The sequence below is a fragment of the Paenibacillus apii genome (assembly GCF_011043685.1).
Taxonomy (GTDB): domain Bacteria; phylum Bacillota; class Bacilli; order Paenibacillales; family Paenibacillaceae; genus Paenibacillus_AQ; species Paenibacillus_AQ sabinae.
Map to the genome: position 1 here is coordinate 758,447 of NZ_JAAKGU010000001.1, position 17,690 is coordinate 776,136.

A 17,690-nucleotide genomic window follows, 5' to 3' on the forward strand; every position below is an offset into this window, starting at 1 on the left:
GCTTCATCTCTCCACCCTTCTGTTCATGCGGACCGGGCGGCATCCCGGCTGTCCCTCCCACTATACTCCCACTGTACTCCCACTCACCTCCCGCTGCTGATAAAGCGGAAAATCTCCCTTTTATTCCGCGGCTGAAGAGCAATTAAGCCGATTAAGACGGAAAAGCTCCGTCTTATTTCTGACATAAGACCAAATTCAGGCGCATCCCTCCGATTAAGCTGGAGTTTTTCCAGTTCGAATGCGAGAAAGCCCGGTTTGGGGTCGAATAAGCTCCGCTTTTTCCGCTTTATTTCCCGCTACCCATGTCTTCCATTGCTTCTGACCACCAGACGGGGCAGGATTGGCCCAAGCAAACGTGCAAAGAAACTGACCGCTGCTGCTTGCGGGTACACTCTCTCCAGAGGCAGAAAAAGCGCCCGGGGAAATAAGCATCCCGGGCGCTTTCCGGCTGGGCCGGCGGTTCATTGTCCGTTCATTTCAAGTTGATTCCTTATTTATTCCGGTTTCTTGCTGCGATTGAGCCAGCGGTTAATGACAATACCGATCAGGATAAGGCCCAGGCCGCCCATATAGATCGGCAGCGAGCTTCCTTCTCCTGTCTTCGGCAGCTTGCCCGTAGCCGGGCTTACCTCCGGATCGGAAGGATTTCCCTTCGGTACGTCGTCATCGTCAATGTCGACTCCGCCAAGCGGAACCTCGTCATCGATCGGCACCTCCGTCGGCGTCACACTAGGAAGCGGCGTTGGCTGCGGTTCGCCCGGGTTCACCGGCCCTGCCGGGATTTGCTCATCCGGGATAATGACACCCGGAACGCTTGAACCCGTTGGCGATGGCGACGGAACCGGAACGACCACCGGTGGCGTTTCCGAAGATACCGGCGCGGTCGGTGTTGCCGACGGTGCCGCAGACACCTCTGCCGACGGCGTCACGGACGGCGCTGGCGACGGGGTCGCGGATGGTGTCGGCGACGCAGAAGCCTCCGCCGACGGCGCTGGCGACGGGGTCGCAGACGGTGCCGGCGATGCGGACACCACTGGTGACGGCGTCACAGATGGTACCGGCGATGCGGACACTACTGGCGACGGTGTCGCAGACGATGTCGGCGTTGCGGATGGCGGCGGAGTCTCGGACGGCACCGGCGAAGGGGCCACATGGTTGGTTATTGGCAGAACGATGTTCGCGCCTGCCCCGACGGTTACCGGACGCTCGGCGCCATCGAGGACATAGCCTGAAGGAGCTTTCGTCTCTACCAGGATGTAGCTTCCAGCCAAAATGCCGTTAAACACGGCAACGCCGTCAGCGCCTGTCGTCTGCGTTCCGATTAACAAGCGTTCGCTGCCGTTTAACCGGTACAGGTCAAAAGTAGCTCCGGCTAGCAGCTTCAGATAATCGCTGTCATCCAGCTTTTTGACCGTAAGCATACTTCGTGTTCCATTGCCCGTTCCCGAACCAGTTGATACCCCGACAATAACTTCCGTAGAAGTTTCTTTAGTGACTTCCACTACATTATTGCCGCTGAGCGTTACGGCGTTCGTCACGGTTTCTCCGCTGCGCGCGGCGATGAGCGACTGGTATTCCAGAATATAAGCCGAACCGATCGGATTCTTGAAGCTTAGGACGAACGTCTGCTTGCCATCATTCGTCGTAGTGACGTCCAGAGTATAATCGGTTCCCTTGACCAGTTCGGGGCCGGCCTTGGTTACCGTTCCGCTTGGAGAAACCGTGGTCGGATACAGATGGAACGAATCGGTCAGCAGCAGCTGATTTGCGCTTCCGACATCGGTAATCTTCGCGTCGCGTATAAACGATTGGCCGCGGTTGATGTAGACGCTCCAGTTGATTTTGTCGCCGGCTTGCGCCCCGTTCTTGACCACATATTCTCCGCCGAACGGAATGGTCACCGAACCGGTCAGATCCGCCGATACCGGCTTGTTGTCGTCATAGATGTTCGCTGTATTATTGATTTTGCCGCTGTTGATCAGCTTTCCATCCAGACTCGTCTTGAACTCGACATAAAACGGATAATTGACCGGCTCCAGCAGCTTGATCCGCAAAATGCTGTTGCCGTTCTCCTGAGTGACCGTATACGTATATTTGACATTTAGATCCCCATTTCTGGAGGTCAGGCCGCTTGGGTACAGATAGAGCTCTTTCAGCTTCACCGAACCGTCAATCAGGGATTGCGGAGCTTGAATCACATCCACGATTTCGGCGCTCTTCAGCGGTTTGCTGTTATAGTTGGCTGCAACATACCAGGAGATGGTCTTTGAAGCGGCATTGTATTCGCCAAATTTAAAGCCGTTGTTCTTGACTTCAATCCGGGGATTGAACACTCCCGTTGCCGAAGCCGAGCCTCCGTCCCAGGTCAAGTAAGCCGTATTATAGAATTTATTCTTGCCTTCCGTGAGTCCGTAATAGTCAAACTGCAGCTTGTAGCTGATCGTATATTTTCCAGTGATCGGCTTCAGGAAGGTGACTGTAAATCCTTTGCCCTGCACCACCGGTTTATCGTAATCCAGGGTGTATTCCGAAGTGGGGACTACGGCTCCCGAAGCGCTGCGGACAACGAGTGACTCCGGAATAAAGGTAAGGCCGCTGTACGGAAACGTATCCTTGACAACTACATTGCTCATCGGGTAGCCGTCATCATTAATCGTAATTTTCCAGTCCGCGGTTTTGTTGCGGTAATTCGCGCCGGCAGCATCGACCGTTTTATAAATAATGACGGGATAAATATCCTGATTTGCTTCCGCTCTATAAGTGCCGGAGGTTACGGTGTTGGTGATTCTTTTTGGCGAGAACAGCCGCTCCTTGGACTTGGTCTTGTATTCGATAAAATAAGGCGTGCTTACATCCTGCAAAAACCTGATCTCGAAGCCGATCTTATTAGCCGCCGATGCCGGTGTGAGCGTATAATCTGTCCCTTCGGCCAGCTGTGCGCCGACTGTTGCTTTTCCATCGCCATCGACTGTCACATTGTAGACTTTAACCGAGCCTGCGACCAGCTCCTGGGATTCGTTGAACAAATCCTTCAGCACCGCATCGGCCTGTGAAATGCTTCCATAGTTGTAATTATAATTTATGCCCCAGGTAATCGTCTGGATGGACGGCTCGTAATGAATGGCATACTTCTGAAGGCTTGGCGCTCGCTTGACTTCAACCGTTGACGAGGCTTCAGCTTGAGGTAAATTGTCGCCCGAAAAAAATGCTGTATTTTTAAATTTCGTTTTGGCTAAGTTAGTAATATCTGTGGAAAAAGCAATGCGATATGCGCCGCTAATCGGCGAATCAGCGAACTTCAGCTTAAGCTTTCCATCCTGCGTATCAAGCGTATAGTTTGAGGGATCAACGAGAATCCCCTGACTCACCGTGCCGTCCAGCCCGACATCAAGCTGATACACGGCAACCGTCACCGGGTCCAGACTCAATCCATCAGGGATCGGGTCGGTTACTTCCGCGCCGTACACGGACTCCAGCGTTTTGTTCACATCAACCGTCCAGTAAATGCTCTGAGCGTTATACCCCTCTGGCGTTCCTTTTTTCTCAATGGTTGACGCGACATCCGGCTTGAAGCGCAGGACTACAACCTGGGTATCCCCGTTCAACGGGAACGAAATCTGCTGAACCGTGCTTCCTTTGATGACCTCTTTATCGAACTTGGTCCTTAGGCTTAACGTTCCATGGACATTGTCATGATTTTCGATGAAGCTGTTGAAGGTCATGACGGCAAGGTAGGTATCTTTGTTTACCGTGAAGCTTCCCACATCGCCTTCATCCGAAACCAGCGGTCCGCTGATATCGTTATAGAGCTTGAACTGGTTGGGAATCTGGAAAGAAAATGTATCTCCCGCTTGATAGCCATGCCCATCCTGTAAAACCCACGTATAATTCAATGTTACCTCGGAGCCTTGTTCGTAGACGTCGCCAGTAACCGTCTGGCCATCGGGACCATACACCGCCATCGAAACGCTGGTGATAATGTTCCTGTCATTCTCGATTGCTCCCGCTTTCACTTCTGTCGTAAATCCCAGGCCGTAGCTGTACTCGGCAACCAGCAGCAGGATCACGAGCCACAAGGCCAGTTTCTTCCTAATCGTTCTCCGCGTCGTCATCCTTTTCTACTCCTCTCCCATAGTTCATTTGACGGTACAATACCTTGATCTTTCATTTATTAAAAAGCGGACTGATGCCGAATATATGCTGTTGTCTCCCCCCCGCATTCTCCCTCCTTGCCGGTCAGCCTTTTTCTGCGTTTCACTTTCTTCTGCGCTCGCTTATGTATGTCTTCCGGTCGTTCCCGTCCGCATCCCAAGCTTCGGCGCCCGCTCATCTATCCGTTCCAACTCCTCCTGCCGAACCAAAATTACGCTTCAAGTCTGATATGTACGCAGATAACCCTAATTTGTATTACCCATTTTTTCATGAACGAAATTTAAATTCAATCATTTTTAAGAGGTATTATTTGGGGCCGATCGGACTGTTGGATAAACCGATGGTCTTGTTCGTTCTAGATTACAAATACAGTCTACTATAAAGAACAAAAGGTGCACAAGAAGTACCGCCACGAAAAAAAAGCGCAGCTGATACGAACGCAGGCGAGTTAAAGTCTTGGGTTTTGCAGCAAAAAAGCGCCCTTGGCGGCAGTCTGAACAAGAAAGGGGTAATCCGAGGGGGGAATTCTTCAAAAAATTTACACAAAAAAAGCCCAGACGAGGTTCCGAATCACTCAGATCCTCATGCCGGGCTTAGGCGTGTATGATGCTTACGCTTCGTATACTTCCACAGAAGTCATTTTGTCGCGGCCTTGGAAGGCGTCGACGTATTCCATGCCTTTTACCACTTTGCCGAATACCGTATGCTGGCCGTCCAGATGCGGCTGCGGAGCGTAGCAGATGTAGAACTGGCTGCCGCCAGTATTGCGTCCGGCATGCGCCATAGCGAGCGTTCCACGCTCATGCTTGTTCGGGTTGATTTCGCAGTTGATCGTGTATCCAGGGCCGCCGGTGCCGGTCCCGTTCGGACAGCCGCCTTGAGCGACAAAGCCCGGAATAACACGGTGGAACACAAGGCCGTTGTAGAAGCCGTCACTGGCCAGTTTCTCAAAGTTGGCTACGGTGTTGGGAGCGTCCTTGTCGAACAGGTCCAGGATCAATTCGCCGCCGTTCTCGAGTTTAATTTTCGCTTGCTTTGCCATATATAAAATACCCCTTCCTCATTGGACAAAATGTGCAATACCTTAACAGTTTACTATGAAAGCCTCCCCAAAGCAAAGAGCCATCCATGCATGGGATGCGCATGAATGGCTCTTTCGGTTATTGCTATTTGGTAACCGGCTGTTTGGCGATACGCACCGGCACGATGTCATTGGCAATAATATCGCTGTGGCTTTCGCGCTTGACCACCAGATCGCTTTGACCGTTCTGCACGAAGACGACGGCTGGACGGCGGATACGGTTGTAGTTGCTGGCCATGGAGTAGTTGTAGGCTCCTGTGCAGGCTACGGCGAGCAGATCCCCGCTCTCCGCCTTCGGAAGCTCCACGTCCCAGATCAGCATATCTCCGCTCTCGCAGCATTTACCCGCGATCGATACGGTCTCTTCCGGCTGTTCGCCCGCCCGGTTAGCGAGCACAGCCTCGTACTTGGACTCGTACAGCGCCGGACGCGGGTTGTCGGTCATGCCGCCGTCGACGGCGACATATTTGCGGACGCCCGGGATTTCCTTGCTTGTGCCGATCGTATAGAGCGTCGTGCCGGCATCGCCTACAATACTGCGGCCCGGCTCAACCCAGATTTCCGGCAGCTTGCTGCCGATTCCGGCAAAATGCGTCTTCACCGCATCTGTAATCGCCGCAACGTATTCCGATACTTGCAGCGGCGTGTCGCCTTCCACGTAACGGATGCCGAAGCCTCCGCCGAGATTCACGACGCTGAACTCAATGCCCAGCTCTTCTTTCACCTTGCGGGCGAATCCGGCGACGCGCTCGACGGCAAGCTGGAAGCCTTCCGTCTCGAAAATTTGCGATCCGATATGCGAATGAACGCCAAGAAGTTTCAAGTTGGCTTTGCCCGAGGCCAGGTGCACCGCTTCCTGAGCGGAACCGTTGCCGATGTCGAAGCCGAACTTCGAGTCGGTCTGGCCGGTTGCGGCGTAAGCATGATGGGCATGCGCTTCAACACCAGGCGTCACGCGCAGCAGAACGTTGACCGTCTGGTTCTTCTCTGCGGCAATGGCTTGGAGCAGTTCAAGCTCCACCAAATTATCGACTACAAAGCAGCCGATTCGCGCATCAAGGGCCATTTCAATCTCATCCGGCGTTTTGTTGTTGCCGTGAAAATGAATGCGCTCGGCCGGGAATCCCGCCTGCAGCGCGGTGTACAGCTCGCCGTCGGACACGACGTCCAGCGACAGCCCTTCCTCATCGGCCAGGCGGCACATCGCCATTACCGAAAAAGCTTTGCTCGCGTAAGCAACCTGAAATCCAAGACCCGATGCCGCAAAAGCATCCATATATTCACGGCAGCGGCGACGAACAAGCTGCTCGTCCACTATATACAGCGGCGTTCCATACTCCGCCTTGAGTTCCGTTACGTCACAACCGCCTATTTCCAAATGTCCGGCATCGTTAATCCGGCTCGTCCCGTGTAAGAACATATTCGCAATCCTCCGATTTCTGTGGAATATCCATCCCATTCTTTTATGATATTCAGTATAGCAGAGGAAGGGAACGTCAAAGAATGGACAAATACGCAGTTGATTTGTATTATCCTACGGCTTGCCCTTCTTGCCTTCATTTTCAGACATGCGGGTGTTGTCCCGCGTTTTGTTGAACGACGGCCTCGTGCTGGAAGAAACCACCGACTGGCGGTACAGGATCGCTCCCATCGCTTTTGCATTAAAAGGTATAAACGGCCACAGATAAGACGAATTGTAGGAACGGTTGATCGTCAGCAGCAAGACAAACAGAGTCGAGCCGATCACGAATCCGGCGACGTGAAAGAGCCCCGTAGCTACGAGCAGCAAAAGCCGGACGAGCCGGTTGGCCAGTCCGAGTTCGTAGCTTGGCGTAGCGAACATCCCGATGGTGGCCACGGCCATGTAGAGAACGACCTCATTGACGAACAGTCCCGTCTTGACGGCGATGTCCCCGATCAGAATCGCGGCAATGAGGCCCATGGCCGAGCCGAGCGGCGAAGGTGTATGCACCGCGGCCATGCGGAGCAGATCCACACCGAACTCGATGATCAGAAACTGGACGAGCAGCGGGATCTTGGCCATTTCATGCGGACCGATAAATTCCAGCGGGGCCGGCTTAAGCTCGGGCTGTAAGACAAAGAGCATCCAGAGCGGCAGCAGAAAAATGGAAGCGAAAATACCCGCGAACCGCACCCAGCGCAAATAGGAACCCATGAGCGGAGTCTGGCGGTTTTCTTCCGCATGCTGGCACAGATCAAAAAATGTGGTCGGTATGACCATCACGCTCGGCGATGTATCGACGAACACGACGACTCTGCCCTCTAGCAGATGCGATGCGACGATATCGGGCCGTTCGGAATAACGGACCATCGGATACGGGTTCCATTTTTCTCCTATGATCGCTTCTTCAAGCTGTTTGTCGGCCAGCGGAATGCCGTCGATGTTGACGGTCTTGATTTTTTCGGTAACCGCCTTGACCTGAGTTTTGTCCGCAATATCGTCGATATAGGCGATGGCGACATCCGTCTTCGTTCTCCGGCCTACCTGGTGAAGCTCGAATTTCAGTCCCGGATCGCGCAATCTGCGGCGGACAAGCGCAATATTGCTCAGCAGCGTCTCGGTAAACCCGTCCCGCGCACCGCGCACCACCCGCTCGATGGAGGGCTCTTCCGGTCCGCGGACCGGATAGGCGCGCGTATCCATGATAATGACCTGGGCTTCTCCCTCTACAAAAAGAGCGCTCATCCCCGCCATCGTCTTGATCATCGCATCGCTGAGCTTCTCCGACTTTTCGACCTGGATATGGGGAATGTATTTCTGCATGAACGCGGCAAAAGCGTCGGAGGACAGATCATCCGGTGTAAGGTAGGTAAGCCGCTTCAGGATTTCATCCAGAATAACATCTTTGGCAAAACCGCTGATAAACAGCAGGGCAGCTTTCGTTCCGCCGAACGTCATCTCGCGGAATACGATGTCAAAAGACGCCCCGAGGCCCATTACTTCAGTCAGCACTTCTTTGGTCTGCTCCAGCGAATCCGGAACCCTGTCTTCACCATGCCAGTATTCGATTGACCCTTCTACCGAATTAGACAGCTCCTTGTCCCGTTTATTCTGCTTGGGGTCATTGGACAGTCCGATATCGTTCTCCTTTCCTTGGACGGGTTCCGTTTCCGGGCCCGCCTCAGCTGACTTCTTCGGAGATTCCGAATCGTCACTGCCGAAGAGGAAGTTCAGAAAGCCGGACGGCTTATCCTCGGAGCCATCATCCGGCGCTCCAAGCTCGCGGGCGGCTTCCATCTCGCCTGGGCCGGCGGCTTGACCGCTGATGGGATCAGCTGCATCCGTGCCAGCCTCGCCGCTCTGCTGTGCGGCGGCATCAACCGGGACGCCAGCATCCATGGCGCTTTGCTCCGCGGAAGCGCTGGCCTTATTCGCACCATCCTCGCCGTTTTGCCCGGCAGCGGCGTCTCCCGCGCTACTGGCATCGACGGCGCTCTGCTTCGCACCATTAACTACCGCGCCGCTTATATCCTCGGCGCTTAGTTGTGCGCCGGGATCAGCCGTATCTGCAGCCGCTGCTGCGCCCTGCTCCGCTCCGGGGGCGGCCGGGCCTAAGGCGTCCACGGTGCTTAGCTCCAAAGCGACGTCAGCCGGGCCGCCGGCGTCCAGACCGCTCAGCTCCACACCGGCATCGTCTGCTCCGGCTGTATCTCCGGCGTTCGGATTTGCACCGGCATCGGCTGCTCCGGCTGCCGCCCCCTGCTCAAGGCCGGAAACCGGCTGCCCGGTCCCATCGGTTCCAAAGTAATCTCCGCTGTGAACGTATTTGCTCATCTCAAGCCCTCCGTTTACTGTCGATACACAAACCAATCAAACAACGAACCGGCAACCTTGCCGAATACCATCGCCATCAGCAGCCCGAACAAGTATGAAGTCATGTGAAGACGTTTAGCCAAGATCGGCAGTACGTTCAGCACCTCCGTCAAAGCCGCGGCAAGCATGCCGACAAAGATTCCGTCGAACAGACCAACCGCCGTTACCACCACAGGTCCCGACGCCATTTTCCAGTTCCAGAAATCACTTACCGTCCCAAACAGCGATCCGCAGACCATCGCACCTTCATACCAATGGACCTTATCGTAAGAGCCCGTCAGCTGCGCCAGGCGCGGAATCATATCAAGAACTACGAACAGGGCGATCACTCCGCCGCCGACGGCGATGCCTCCAGCAATGCCTAAGAGCAAATTCAGGCCCACTTCGACCGGAGCCGTCATTTACGTCGCCTCCCTGCCCTTATCCGCTTCGCCGTGTTTCATTTTCCGGTATTCCTCATGAATGACATACTGGTCGATGTTTTTCTGGTACAGGAACATTTCCACTTCCAGCGGGGTAGGCTCTTCGTTCCATTTTTTCTTGAACAGATGATTGAAAAAAATAACCATGCCAAAGCCGATGCCGATCGAATAGGCCAGCTGGAACAAATAAGGATGCTCGTCCCGGCGGCCGGTCAGCATTTCCACAATCCGGATCTGGACTTCCTGCATGTTCACATCCACATGGAAATTCATAATCGTCAGCGCCGCGCCAAAGAACAGCAGCAGCCAGACGAGGGCGAACATCGCGGGCGAAGGCTTGCGCGGTTCCTCGGGCCCGCTGATCTGCACAATTGTCCGGCCTTCTCCAATCGGCTCGATATCGGCATCCGGCACGAGCTGTTTTACCAGGGGAATGACCTTCAGCGTGTCGATAAGGATCAGGTTGCCGTCACTGTATTCCGGCTGGACCAGAAGCAGCGATTTCAGCTTCTCCTCAAGCTCCGGCGGAGCGATCAGAAACGCAATGTCGCCAAGAGTCACCCCTTTTCCATGAGGAAGCGTTACCCGGTTCTTCAGTTGTATATAGATGGCGGAGCCAGAGTGGGTCTTCATCCGCTGTCCTCCTCATCAAGCAATCTTTCGAAAGAGCCGCCCGCCCTGGGCGCCCCCTCTGTTTCCGGTCCTAAGCTCCGGCATGCCAGAATAACGTTAGTATGGGTGGAAAGGCTTATTCTTACTCTTTTTCATAAGCAGCCAATCGGGAGAGCAGCCAATCTGCTAAAAAGTTCAAGTTCTGCCGGAATTTTCGGAATAGCGCAAAAAAACGCCCTCGCGGCGGTAATAACCGGTCTGGGCGTTCCTATTTTTTTCGGTAACAAGCCAAGTTCAATCCTTCTCTTCCCAGACAAAAGCGATAAAGTCGGTGTTCACCGGCTCCAGCCCTTCCATCCGCAAATAGGAAGAGATTTGTCCTCTGTGATAGCTTCCGTGAAGCACAACATGCGTCAAAATATCCGAAACGGTAGTGTTGAACGCCGTTCCGGTGCTGTTGCGGTATGCAACCTCCGCGTTCAGCCCGGAATCATCCAATCTGTTCAGAAGCTCCGCATACCCTGCGGCGTTCTCCTTCGCCAGAGCCGCACATTCCTCCAAGCTTTGGGGAGACCACGGCGCCATCCCTTTAGTTTCGAACCTATTGATGCGCATCAGCCATATCTTTTCCGCATTCAGTATATGTCCAAGCAGGGTCAGCGGTTTCCCGGGAATCCGGTCCGCCTGGTGAAGAGCCGCTACGATTTTGTCGTCCGCCCAGCTTGCATGCCGGAAGAGCCGGCTGAAATAATCCTTCGAGCTGCTGTTCTGCCCGCTCATATCCCCGCCTCCGTTAAACTGAATAGCAGGCGGCGTTTATCCGGACTTGGGTCTTTCACCACGGATGACGCCTCGTCAAAGATCAGCGTAGCCCGATCCGCAAGTCTGTACTGCGGCCACTGGAGGCGGGCGGTATCCGGATTTCCGCTGTGGGCGAATGCGGTCCATGCGCTCCGCATTGTATCCGACAGACTTTTCATCGCCGGACTGATCGCAAGCCCGAGCCGCCGCAAATGCGACAGGTTGCCGAACACATAGGGAATCTCGGCGGTATGTACCGCTCTGGAGAGCAGAGAATGGGCTTCCACTACCCAATCGAAGCGGTACATCCAGACCGGGCCGTGCTCCAGCAGGCTCTCCGCAAAAGCGACCGCGCCGCGCCAGAAGAACACATCCGTCAAGATTCCGGCTTGTCCTTCGCGGGTCGCGGGATAATGGGCGGCAAGCCCCGACAAATCGGGCAGGCCCAGCGTCTGCTCAAGCGCCCGGAGCGACTGGCCCATTTCGGGTAACGGCGCGCCTTCGCGGAAGAAATAGTCCCCTTCGTGGAGATTGGTTCCAATCAACACGGGAATGCCTTGAGCCGCACCCTTGGCTGCGGCGTGAACCGGCTCCTCCGGCAGCGTCAGCGGATCGATGACAGGCTGAAAAAACAGGGCGGGCGCTCCCCCGGTCAGCCGCTGCATGACAGCGCCTGCGGCCGTCGCAATCGTCTCGGCCGGAAGCGTCCTTAGCTTCCCGGCATCCTCCGGGGCGAGCCCGAGCTCTGCAAGCAGCGCTTGGGTGATCCCCCAGCCGTGGCCGGGGCTTAGCGCCTGCGACGGGCCGCTCTGCATGATCGCTCCGGCGATCAGGCCGCGCGCCTTGGGGCTGGCCAGCAGCGCGGCGATGCTGATGCTCCCCGCCGACTCGCCGAACACCGTAACACGCCCGGGGTCGCCCCCAAAGCCGGCAATGTTGTCCTTTACCCATTCCAGCGCGGCGATCTGATCCAGCAGTCCCGCATTGGACGTGAAGGTGCCGCCCAAGGGGGACAAATGAAGAAACCCGAACGGTCCGAGCCTGTAATTGACGGATACGACGATCACGTTTCCGTCAAGGGCCAAAGCCGTTCCGTCAAACAACGGCTGGCTTCCCGCTCCCGTCAGAAACGTCCCTCCGTGAATCCAAACCATAACGGGCAGCGATTCTGCCTCAGAAGGCGCCCATACATTCAAATACAGACAGTCCTCGTCATAGACGGGAGGCTCTTCCGGGAACCGGGTGCCTTTGCGGTCGGGCGGCTGATGGCTGACCGGACCGAAAGTTGAAGCGTCCCGTACCCCCTGCCAGCTCTCCGGAGGCAGGGGTGCGCCAAAACGGCGTTCGCCGACAGGCGGAGAAGCGAAAGGGACGCCGCGCCAGACGTTGACGCCGTCTTTTTGTATACCTCTCACTATTCCATACATCGTTGCAGCTTCAGGCTGTCTCACAAGCGGTCACCCTTTCGTCAAATGTCTTAGGAGTGTTCTCCGCCATCCTCGCCGGATGAAGCATATAGTCCGGAACGGAAACGGAACCACTGAAAAATATGCGTCGCCACAACCTTCAGCACGGCGTAGCCGGGCACGGCAAGAATGATGCCGACAACACCGAACATTTTGCCGAAGAACACAATGGCGAAGATGATGGTAATTGGATGAACCTTGAGCGTCTTGCCCATAATCTGCGGAGAAATAAATTTGCCTTCGATCAACTGAACGGCTGTCCAGACTACGATCATCTTAAGCAGCATCAGAGGCGAGGTGACCAGCGCCACGATAAGCGCGGGCGTAATCGCTATGGCCGGACCTAAATAAGGAACCACCGCCGTACAGGCCGCCACGATCGCCAGCACCAGCGAATATTCCAGCCCGATGATCAGGTAGCCGATATAGAGCAGCGCGCCGATACAGCAGCTTACAATAATCTGCCCGCGGATATAGGAAGAGATCTGCTGATTCATCTCGGACAGAACCATCCGGGTCTGGGGCTTCAGCGCGTCGGGCACAAGCCGTAAAATATAATCGGGCAGCCGCTTCCCGTCCCGAAGCAGATAAAAAAGAATGAGCGGGGTCGTCACGATCCCAAGCACAATCTCGGTCAGCGCCCCGACAAAGTTGCCGACACTGTTCAGTGCGTTATGCAGAAATGTGGTCAGCCATGTCGTAACCCGGTTGGTCACCGTGCCGAGCTCGGCCCCCGTGTTCTGCTGGAGCTGATCGAACAGTTCGCTGCCCGTCAGATGGGCAAGTTCATCCTGGATTTTCGAGCTGTACCGGGGAAAGTTGTCAATCAGACCCAGCAGCTGTCCCCGGATAATCGGAGTAACCGTCAGCAGAATGACGGTGATCACCCCGGCAATAAACAGATACAGCACGATAATGCCGTAGGTGCGCTTCACCTTGCTCTTCTTCTCCAGACGGTCCACCAGCGGGTTCAGCAGGTAATAGGCCACGCCCGACAAAATCAGAGGCAGCGCCACTGTGTGAAACAGCACCGACAAAGGTCTGAAAACGAACGGAATTTTGGCGAATACGAGCACGTTGAGTCCGATTAACAGCAGCACCAGCAGAAAGACGACGAATTTATTGTTGAGAAAAAAATTGCGGAATTTATCCGGCCAGAACTGCAACCTTTGCATCCTTCAGCCTCCCACTTTGCGAGTAATTCGTCTTAACAAGACGCCGTCAGACGTTTCTTCTTGCTAGCATAGTCAACTTGACTTGGGCAAGTCAAATTGGGCAGACCCGTTTCAGCAAGAAACGTTCGTTCAGCGCTTAAACCGCAGATCTGCAATTCTCCCCGCGCCTTTGAAGCCGATGGACTGATAGACTTTATTGGAATCGGGATTGTTGACATCCGCGTAGAGCATCGGCGTCAGGCCGCCCCGCAGGCAATAGTCGGACAAGGCGGCCACAATAGCGCTTGCATATCCTTTTTTCCGCGCTCCGGGGACTGTGTACACATCGTTGATTCGGGCATGCCGCGCCGTGCGGTGCGCGATTCTCGCAATGGATACCGTTTCTCCGCCCTCCTGCCAAAGGTACAGCCCTCCCGTGCCGATTGCCGCCGTCGCCGCTTTATATACCTCGCTTGGCTGGGGCTTGACATTAAAGGCTTCTATCGAAAAAGCGGCCAAATAGGCCGCGATCATCTCCGTATGCCGCGAGTTCGAGCGTTCCAGGGTTCCGCTAACATCTGCCGGGGGCTTGACTTCCGGGCATGCATACGCTTCCAGCATCATGTAAGGTTCAGGCTTCAGCCCTCGGCTTCCCGTATAATATCGGGCAAAAGATTCCGCAATCCCCAAATCACCGGATATGCCGGGAAAATCATGCGAAGACACTTGTTCCGCCAGCCCGCGGAGCAGCTCGTCCTCCCTTTCCTTCGAAAGCCCTGGAGCGATCCACAGCCAGGGATTGAACCCCGGGGTTTGAGCGAATATCAGCTCGTTGCTGTCATTTTTTATCCGCAGGGCCTCAGGAGAGCTGCAGATGAGATGAAGCAGGTTAAATCGGACCTCGTCTTCCAGAAACGGACTTCTGTTCAATACGTGATCCCTGTCGGCAAGCTTTACGAACATCCGGTCCACTCCCATCATTTCCTTTTATATCCTAACCTCTTTCGATCATAATGCCGAATGCCATAAAAAGAAACCCGCGGCGGCAAAATAGCCGGAGCGGGTTGTCAGGCGCCTGTCCCATTTCGGAACCCGTTACACCTTGGCTGCTTTTCCTCCTTTTTTCTTCCCCTTGGTTCCCCGTTCGCTTGACGCTGTCATACCGTCTTCTCCGAAGGTGTACATCTTGTTTTCTTCGGGCATCTCGCCCTTCAGCACTGCTCTGACCAGGGCCTTGCCGAGCTTCGGCGACATGTCCCCGTACCAGACGCCTTCGGGATAGGCAACGACCACCGGAGCGTCGTTGCACCGGCCCATACAGCGGGTCTGCGTCGGATGAATCCGGGCTTCAGCCCCCTGCTTCTCAATTTCCTCCTCGATCGTCTCCAGAATGTCTTCCCCTCTGCGCTTCTTGCAGCTGCTTCCCCCGCAGACCAGCAGATGGCATTTCGTTCCTTCGAGATTCCATGTCGTCATGACATTCACTCCTCTCTATAACGTTTATACCCCGTAGACACGGGTAATTCAATGAATAACGGGATGGACATACGATATAATATATTCAGCATATGTCCGCCAATCTTGCAATGCAAGGAGGAACAGGATTTATCATGAAAACCAAAATTATCTGTACCATCGGACCCGCTTCCGAATCGATTGAAACGCTTAAGGAAATGATTGCGGCCGGCATGACGGTCGCCCGCCTGAACATGGCGCATGGAGAGCTGGAGGAACATTCAGCCCGAATCCGCAACGTGCGGCAGGCCGCGTCCGAGCTGGGCACTTTTGTGCCGATTATGATGGATATCAAGGGGCCCGAAGTACGGATCGGGAAGCTGAAGGAAGAGTTCTGCGTCCTGAAGGCCGGGGAACGGCTCATTCTGACCACCGAAGAAATCCTCGGCGATGCGCAGTGCATTTCCGTTAACTATCCCGATATGACCGCGGTTGTGAAGCCCGGGGACCGGATTCTGATCGACGACGGGCTGATCGACCTGACAGTAACGGGAGTGCAGGGTCATGACATCGAATGCCTGATTGTCAGCGGCGGGAACCTGAAGCCGAGAAAAGGCGTCAATCTTCCCGGCATCCGCACGACTCTGCCCGGCGTCACCGAGCGGGATATCAGGCATATCCATTTCGGGTTCAAGGAAGGCGTCGAAATGATTGCCGCTTCATTCGTTCGCCGGGGCGACGATATCCGGGAAATCCGCAGCATTCTGGATGCTAACGGAGCTGATCATGTGCAGATTATTTCCAAGATCGAAAATCATGAGGGCATGACGAACCTGGACGATATTATTGAGGCGTCGGACGGCATCATGGCGGCCCGTGGCGATCTTGGCGTTGAGGTGCCGATCGAGGATGTACCGATGCTGCAAAAGGAAATGATTGACAAGTGCAACAAGGCCGGGAAGCCTGTAATTGTGGCGACGCATATGCTGGAATCGATGCAGATCAATCCGCGTCCCACCCGCTCGGAGGTCAGCGACGTGGCGAACGCGGTGCTCCAGGGCGCCGATGTCGTCATGCTGTCGGGCGAATCGGCTGCGGGGAAATACCCCGTGCAGTCGGTGCGCACCATGGCGGCCGTCGCCGCAAAAGCCGAAACGATGATCGATTATAAAGACCGGTTCATCCGGGGCTTTGAATGGGACAGCGAGAGCATTACCGAGGTGATCAGCCGCAGCGCCGTCAGCTCCTCGCTGATTCTGGGTGCCAAGGCGATCATCGCGGCGACCGAGAGCGGCTTCACCGCCCGGATGATCTCCAAGCACCGGCCGCAGGCGCCGATTATCGCCGTTACGCCGCACCGCGAGGTCCTGCCCAAGATCTGCCTGCTGTCGGGCGTCATCCCTGTCCTGGGCGATCCGGTATCCACCACCGACGAGATGTTCGAATCCTCCGTCAAGGGTGCGATAAAGACGGGAACAGTCGCCGCAGGCGATACCGTTGTGCTGTGCGCGGGCATCCCGATCTGGAAGACGGGAACGACGAATCTGGTTAAAATCCAGCAGGTCTGACCGGGAACAGCCCCCGGTGTATTCGATTTAGAAAAACAAAGCGGCCGCCGGGGACATGAACCGTAGTCCCGAGCTGCCGCTTGTTTTTTGCCAATTAGGCTTTATTGGAGGAAACGGATGCCAAATTTCAATGAAGATGACAAACGATTTGAGCAATTGGTATGCAGGATAGAGCCCAATGGGAAACTGCTCTCCGTACGGGAGATGACCGGCGGCGTATCCGCCCGGGTGACAGCGATTGAAATGGTGCTGGGCAGCGGCCAAATCACGACTCGGATCGTCCGCCGGCACGGGGAAGCCGATCTTAAGCGCAACCCGGGAATCGCCGCAGCCGAATTCAAGCTTTTGCAACTGCTGCGATCCGAAAGGCTTCCTGTGCCAGAACCTTATTATTTAGACGAGTCGTGCGGCATTTTTCCGCAGCCTTATTTAGTCATCGGGTATGAGGAAGGCGAGACTGATCTTGAGCCCGCCAATTTTGAGACTTATCTTATCCAAATGGCGGCGAATCTGGCGGCTATCCACCATGTGGATTGTCCATCGCAGCGCTTGCCCTTCCTGACCCGGCAGGAGGAATTGGCCGCCGAAATGCTGGATCAGGATTTCGTACAGACTGGCGATTCTCTAAATGTAAGCAGGATCAGGGAAATATTAACAGCGGTCTGGCCCTTAAAACAGACAAATCAAACGGCCCTTCTGCATGGAGATTATTGGCCGGGAAATATTTTGTGGGAGGACGGCAGGCTGGCGGCCATTATCGATTGGGAAGACGCGGCTTTGGGCGACCCTTTGGCTGACCTTGCGAATGCCCGGCTGGAAATACTTTTTCATTTTGGAATAGACGCCATGAATGCGTTCACCCGCCATTACCGGTCGCTTATGACGTGCATTGATTTCTCAAACCTGCCGTACTGGGATTTGTATGCCGCTTTGCGCCTGTCCAAATTTACCGAATGGGGACTGGACCAAGATACCGTGGAGCTGATGCGGGAAAGACACCGCTGGTTTGTGACCGAATCCTTACACATTATGAAATAATTATGCCGCTTGGGCGCATTCTCATATTGAAGGTTCCGGGCATATCCTATATAATTCAGTACAATATAAGCCGCTATTATTTATAGCCTTCGAAAGGAACTGAATA

General features: G+C 54.9%; 13 protein-coding genes. 2 read left to right on the forward strand and 11 right to left on the reverse strand.

The genetic code is table 11. The annotated features are described in order from the left end of the window. Window positions 1-494: 494 nt before the first annotated feature. From G5B47_RS03880 to G5B47_RS03930, 11 genes are all read right to left on the reverse strand, one after another. Window positions 495-4,112, reverse strand: a complete 3,618-nt coding sequence (locus tag G5B47_RS03880) for a collagen binding domain-containing protein (RefSeq protein WP_165094525.1) — start codon at window positions 4,110-4,112, stop codon at window positions 495-497. Between the two features lie 650 nt (window positions 4,113-4,762). Then, window positions 4,763-5,194, reverse strand: coding sequence for a peptidylprolyl isomerase (locus G5B47_RS03885; RefSeq protein ID WP_165094527.1), 432 nt, complete (start codon window positions 5,192-5,194; stop codon window positions 4,763-4,765). A 124-nt stretch (window positions 5,195-5,318) separates the two neighbouring features. After that, window positions 5,319-6,653 carry a diaminopimelate decarboxylase gene (lysA, locus tag G5B47_RS03890; RefSeq protein WP_165094530.1) on the reverse strand — a complete coding sequence of 445 codons (1,335 nt, stop codon included), beginning with the start codon at window positions 6,651-6,653 and terminating at the stop codon, window positions 5,319-5,321. 114 nt (window positions 6,654-6,767) lie between these two features. Next, window positions 6,768-8,492 (reverse strand): spore germination protein, encoded by a 1,725-nt coding sequence (locus G5B47_RS03895; RefSeq protein ID WP_165095450.1) that lies wholly within the window; start codon window positions 8,490-8,492, stop codon window positions 6,768-6,770. Window positions 8,493-9,043: 551 nt separating this feature from the next. Then, the gene (locus G5B47_RS03900; protein WP_165094533.1) at window positions 9,044-9,469 is read right to left on the reverse strand and encodes a stage V sporulation protein AB; all 426 of its coding nucleotides are present in this window, start codon (window positions 9,467-9,469) and stop codon (window positions 9,044-9,046) included. Further along, complete coding sequence (locus tag G5B47_RS03905; protein ID WP_165094535.1) at window positions 9,470-10,123, reverse strand: stage V sporulation protein AA; 654 nt, start codon at window positions 10,121-10,123, stop codon at window positions 9,470-9,472. A gap of 273 nt (window positions 10,124-10,396) precedes the next feature. Continuing rightward, entirely contained in the window at window positions 10,397-10,882 is a 486-nt protein-coding gene (locus G5B47_RS03910) for a DinB family protein (protein WP_165094538.1), read from the reverse strand. Beyond that, the gene (locus G5B47_RS03915; RefSeq protein ID WP_165094541.1) at window positions 10,879-12,354 is read right to left on the reverse strand and encodes a carboxylesterase/lipase family protein; all 1,476 of its coding nucleotides are present in this window, start codon (window positions 12,352-12,354) and stop codon (window positions 10,879-10,881) included. Before G5B47_RS03915 ends, G5B47_RS03910 begins: the two co-directional genes overlap by 4 nt. A gap of 26 nt (window positions 12,355-12,380) precedes the next feature. Next, entirely contained in the window at window positions 12,381-13,544 is a 1,164-nt protein-coding gene (locus G5B47_RS03920) for an AI-2E family transporter (protein ID WP_165094543.1), read from the reverse strand. Window positions 13,545-13,673: 129 nt separating this feature from the next. Beyond that, the gene (locus G5B47_RS03925; RefSeq protein ID WP_165094546.1) at window positions 13,674-14,504 is read right to left on the reverse strand and encodes a GNAT family N-acetyltransferase; all 831 of its coding nucleotides are present in this window, start codon (window positions 14,502-14,504) and stop codon (window positions 13,674-13,676) included. 114 nt (window positions 14,505-14,618) lie between these two features. Further along, window positions 14,619-14,999, reverse strand: coding sequence for a (2Fe-2S) ferredoxin domain-containing protein (locus tag G5B47_RS03930; protein WP_165094548.1), 381 nt, complete (start codon window positions 14,997-14,999; stop codon window positions 14,619-14,621). A gap of 131 nt (window positions 15,000-15,130) precedes the next feature. Between G5B47_RS03930 and pyk the strand changes: the two genes are divergently transcribed. Both pyk and G5B47_RS03940 read left to right on the forward strand, forming a co-directional pair. Further along, window positions 15,131-16,546: a pyruvate kinase gene (gene pyk / locus G5B47_RS03935; RefSeq protein WP_165095453.1), complete on the forward strand. Its 1,416-nt coding sequence runs from the start codon at window positions 15,131-15,133 to the stop codon at window positions 16,544-16,546. 117 nt (window positions 16,547-16,663) lie between these two features. Continuing rightward, entirely contained in the window at window positions 16,664-17,584 is a 921-nt protein-coding gene (locus tag G5B47_RS03940; protein WP_165094551.1) for a phosphotransferase family protein, read from the forward strand. Window positions 17,585-17,690: the final 106 nt, after the last annotated feature.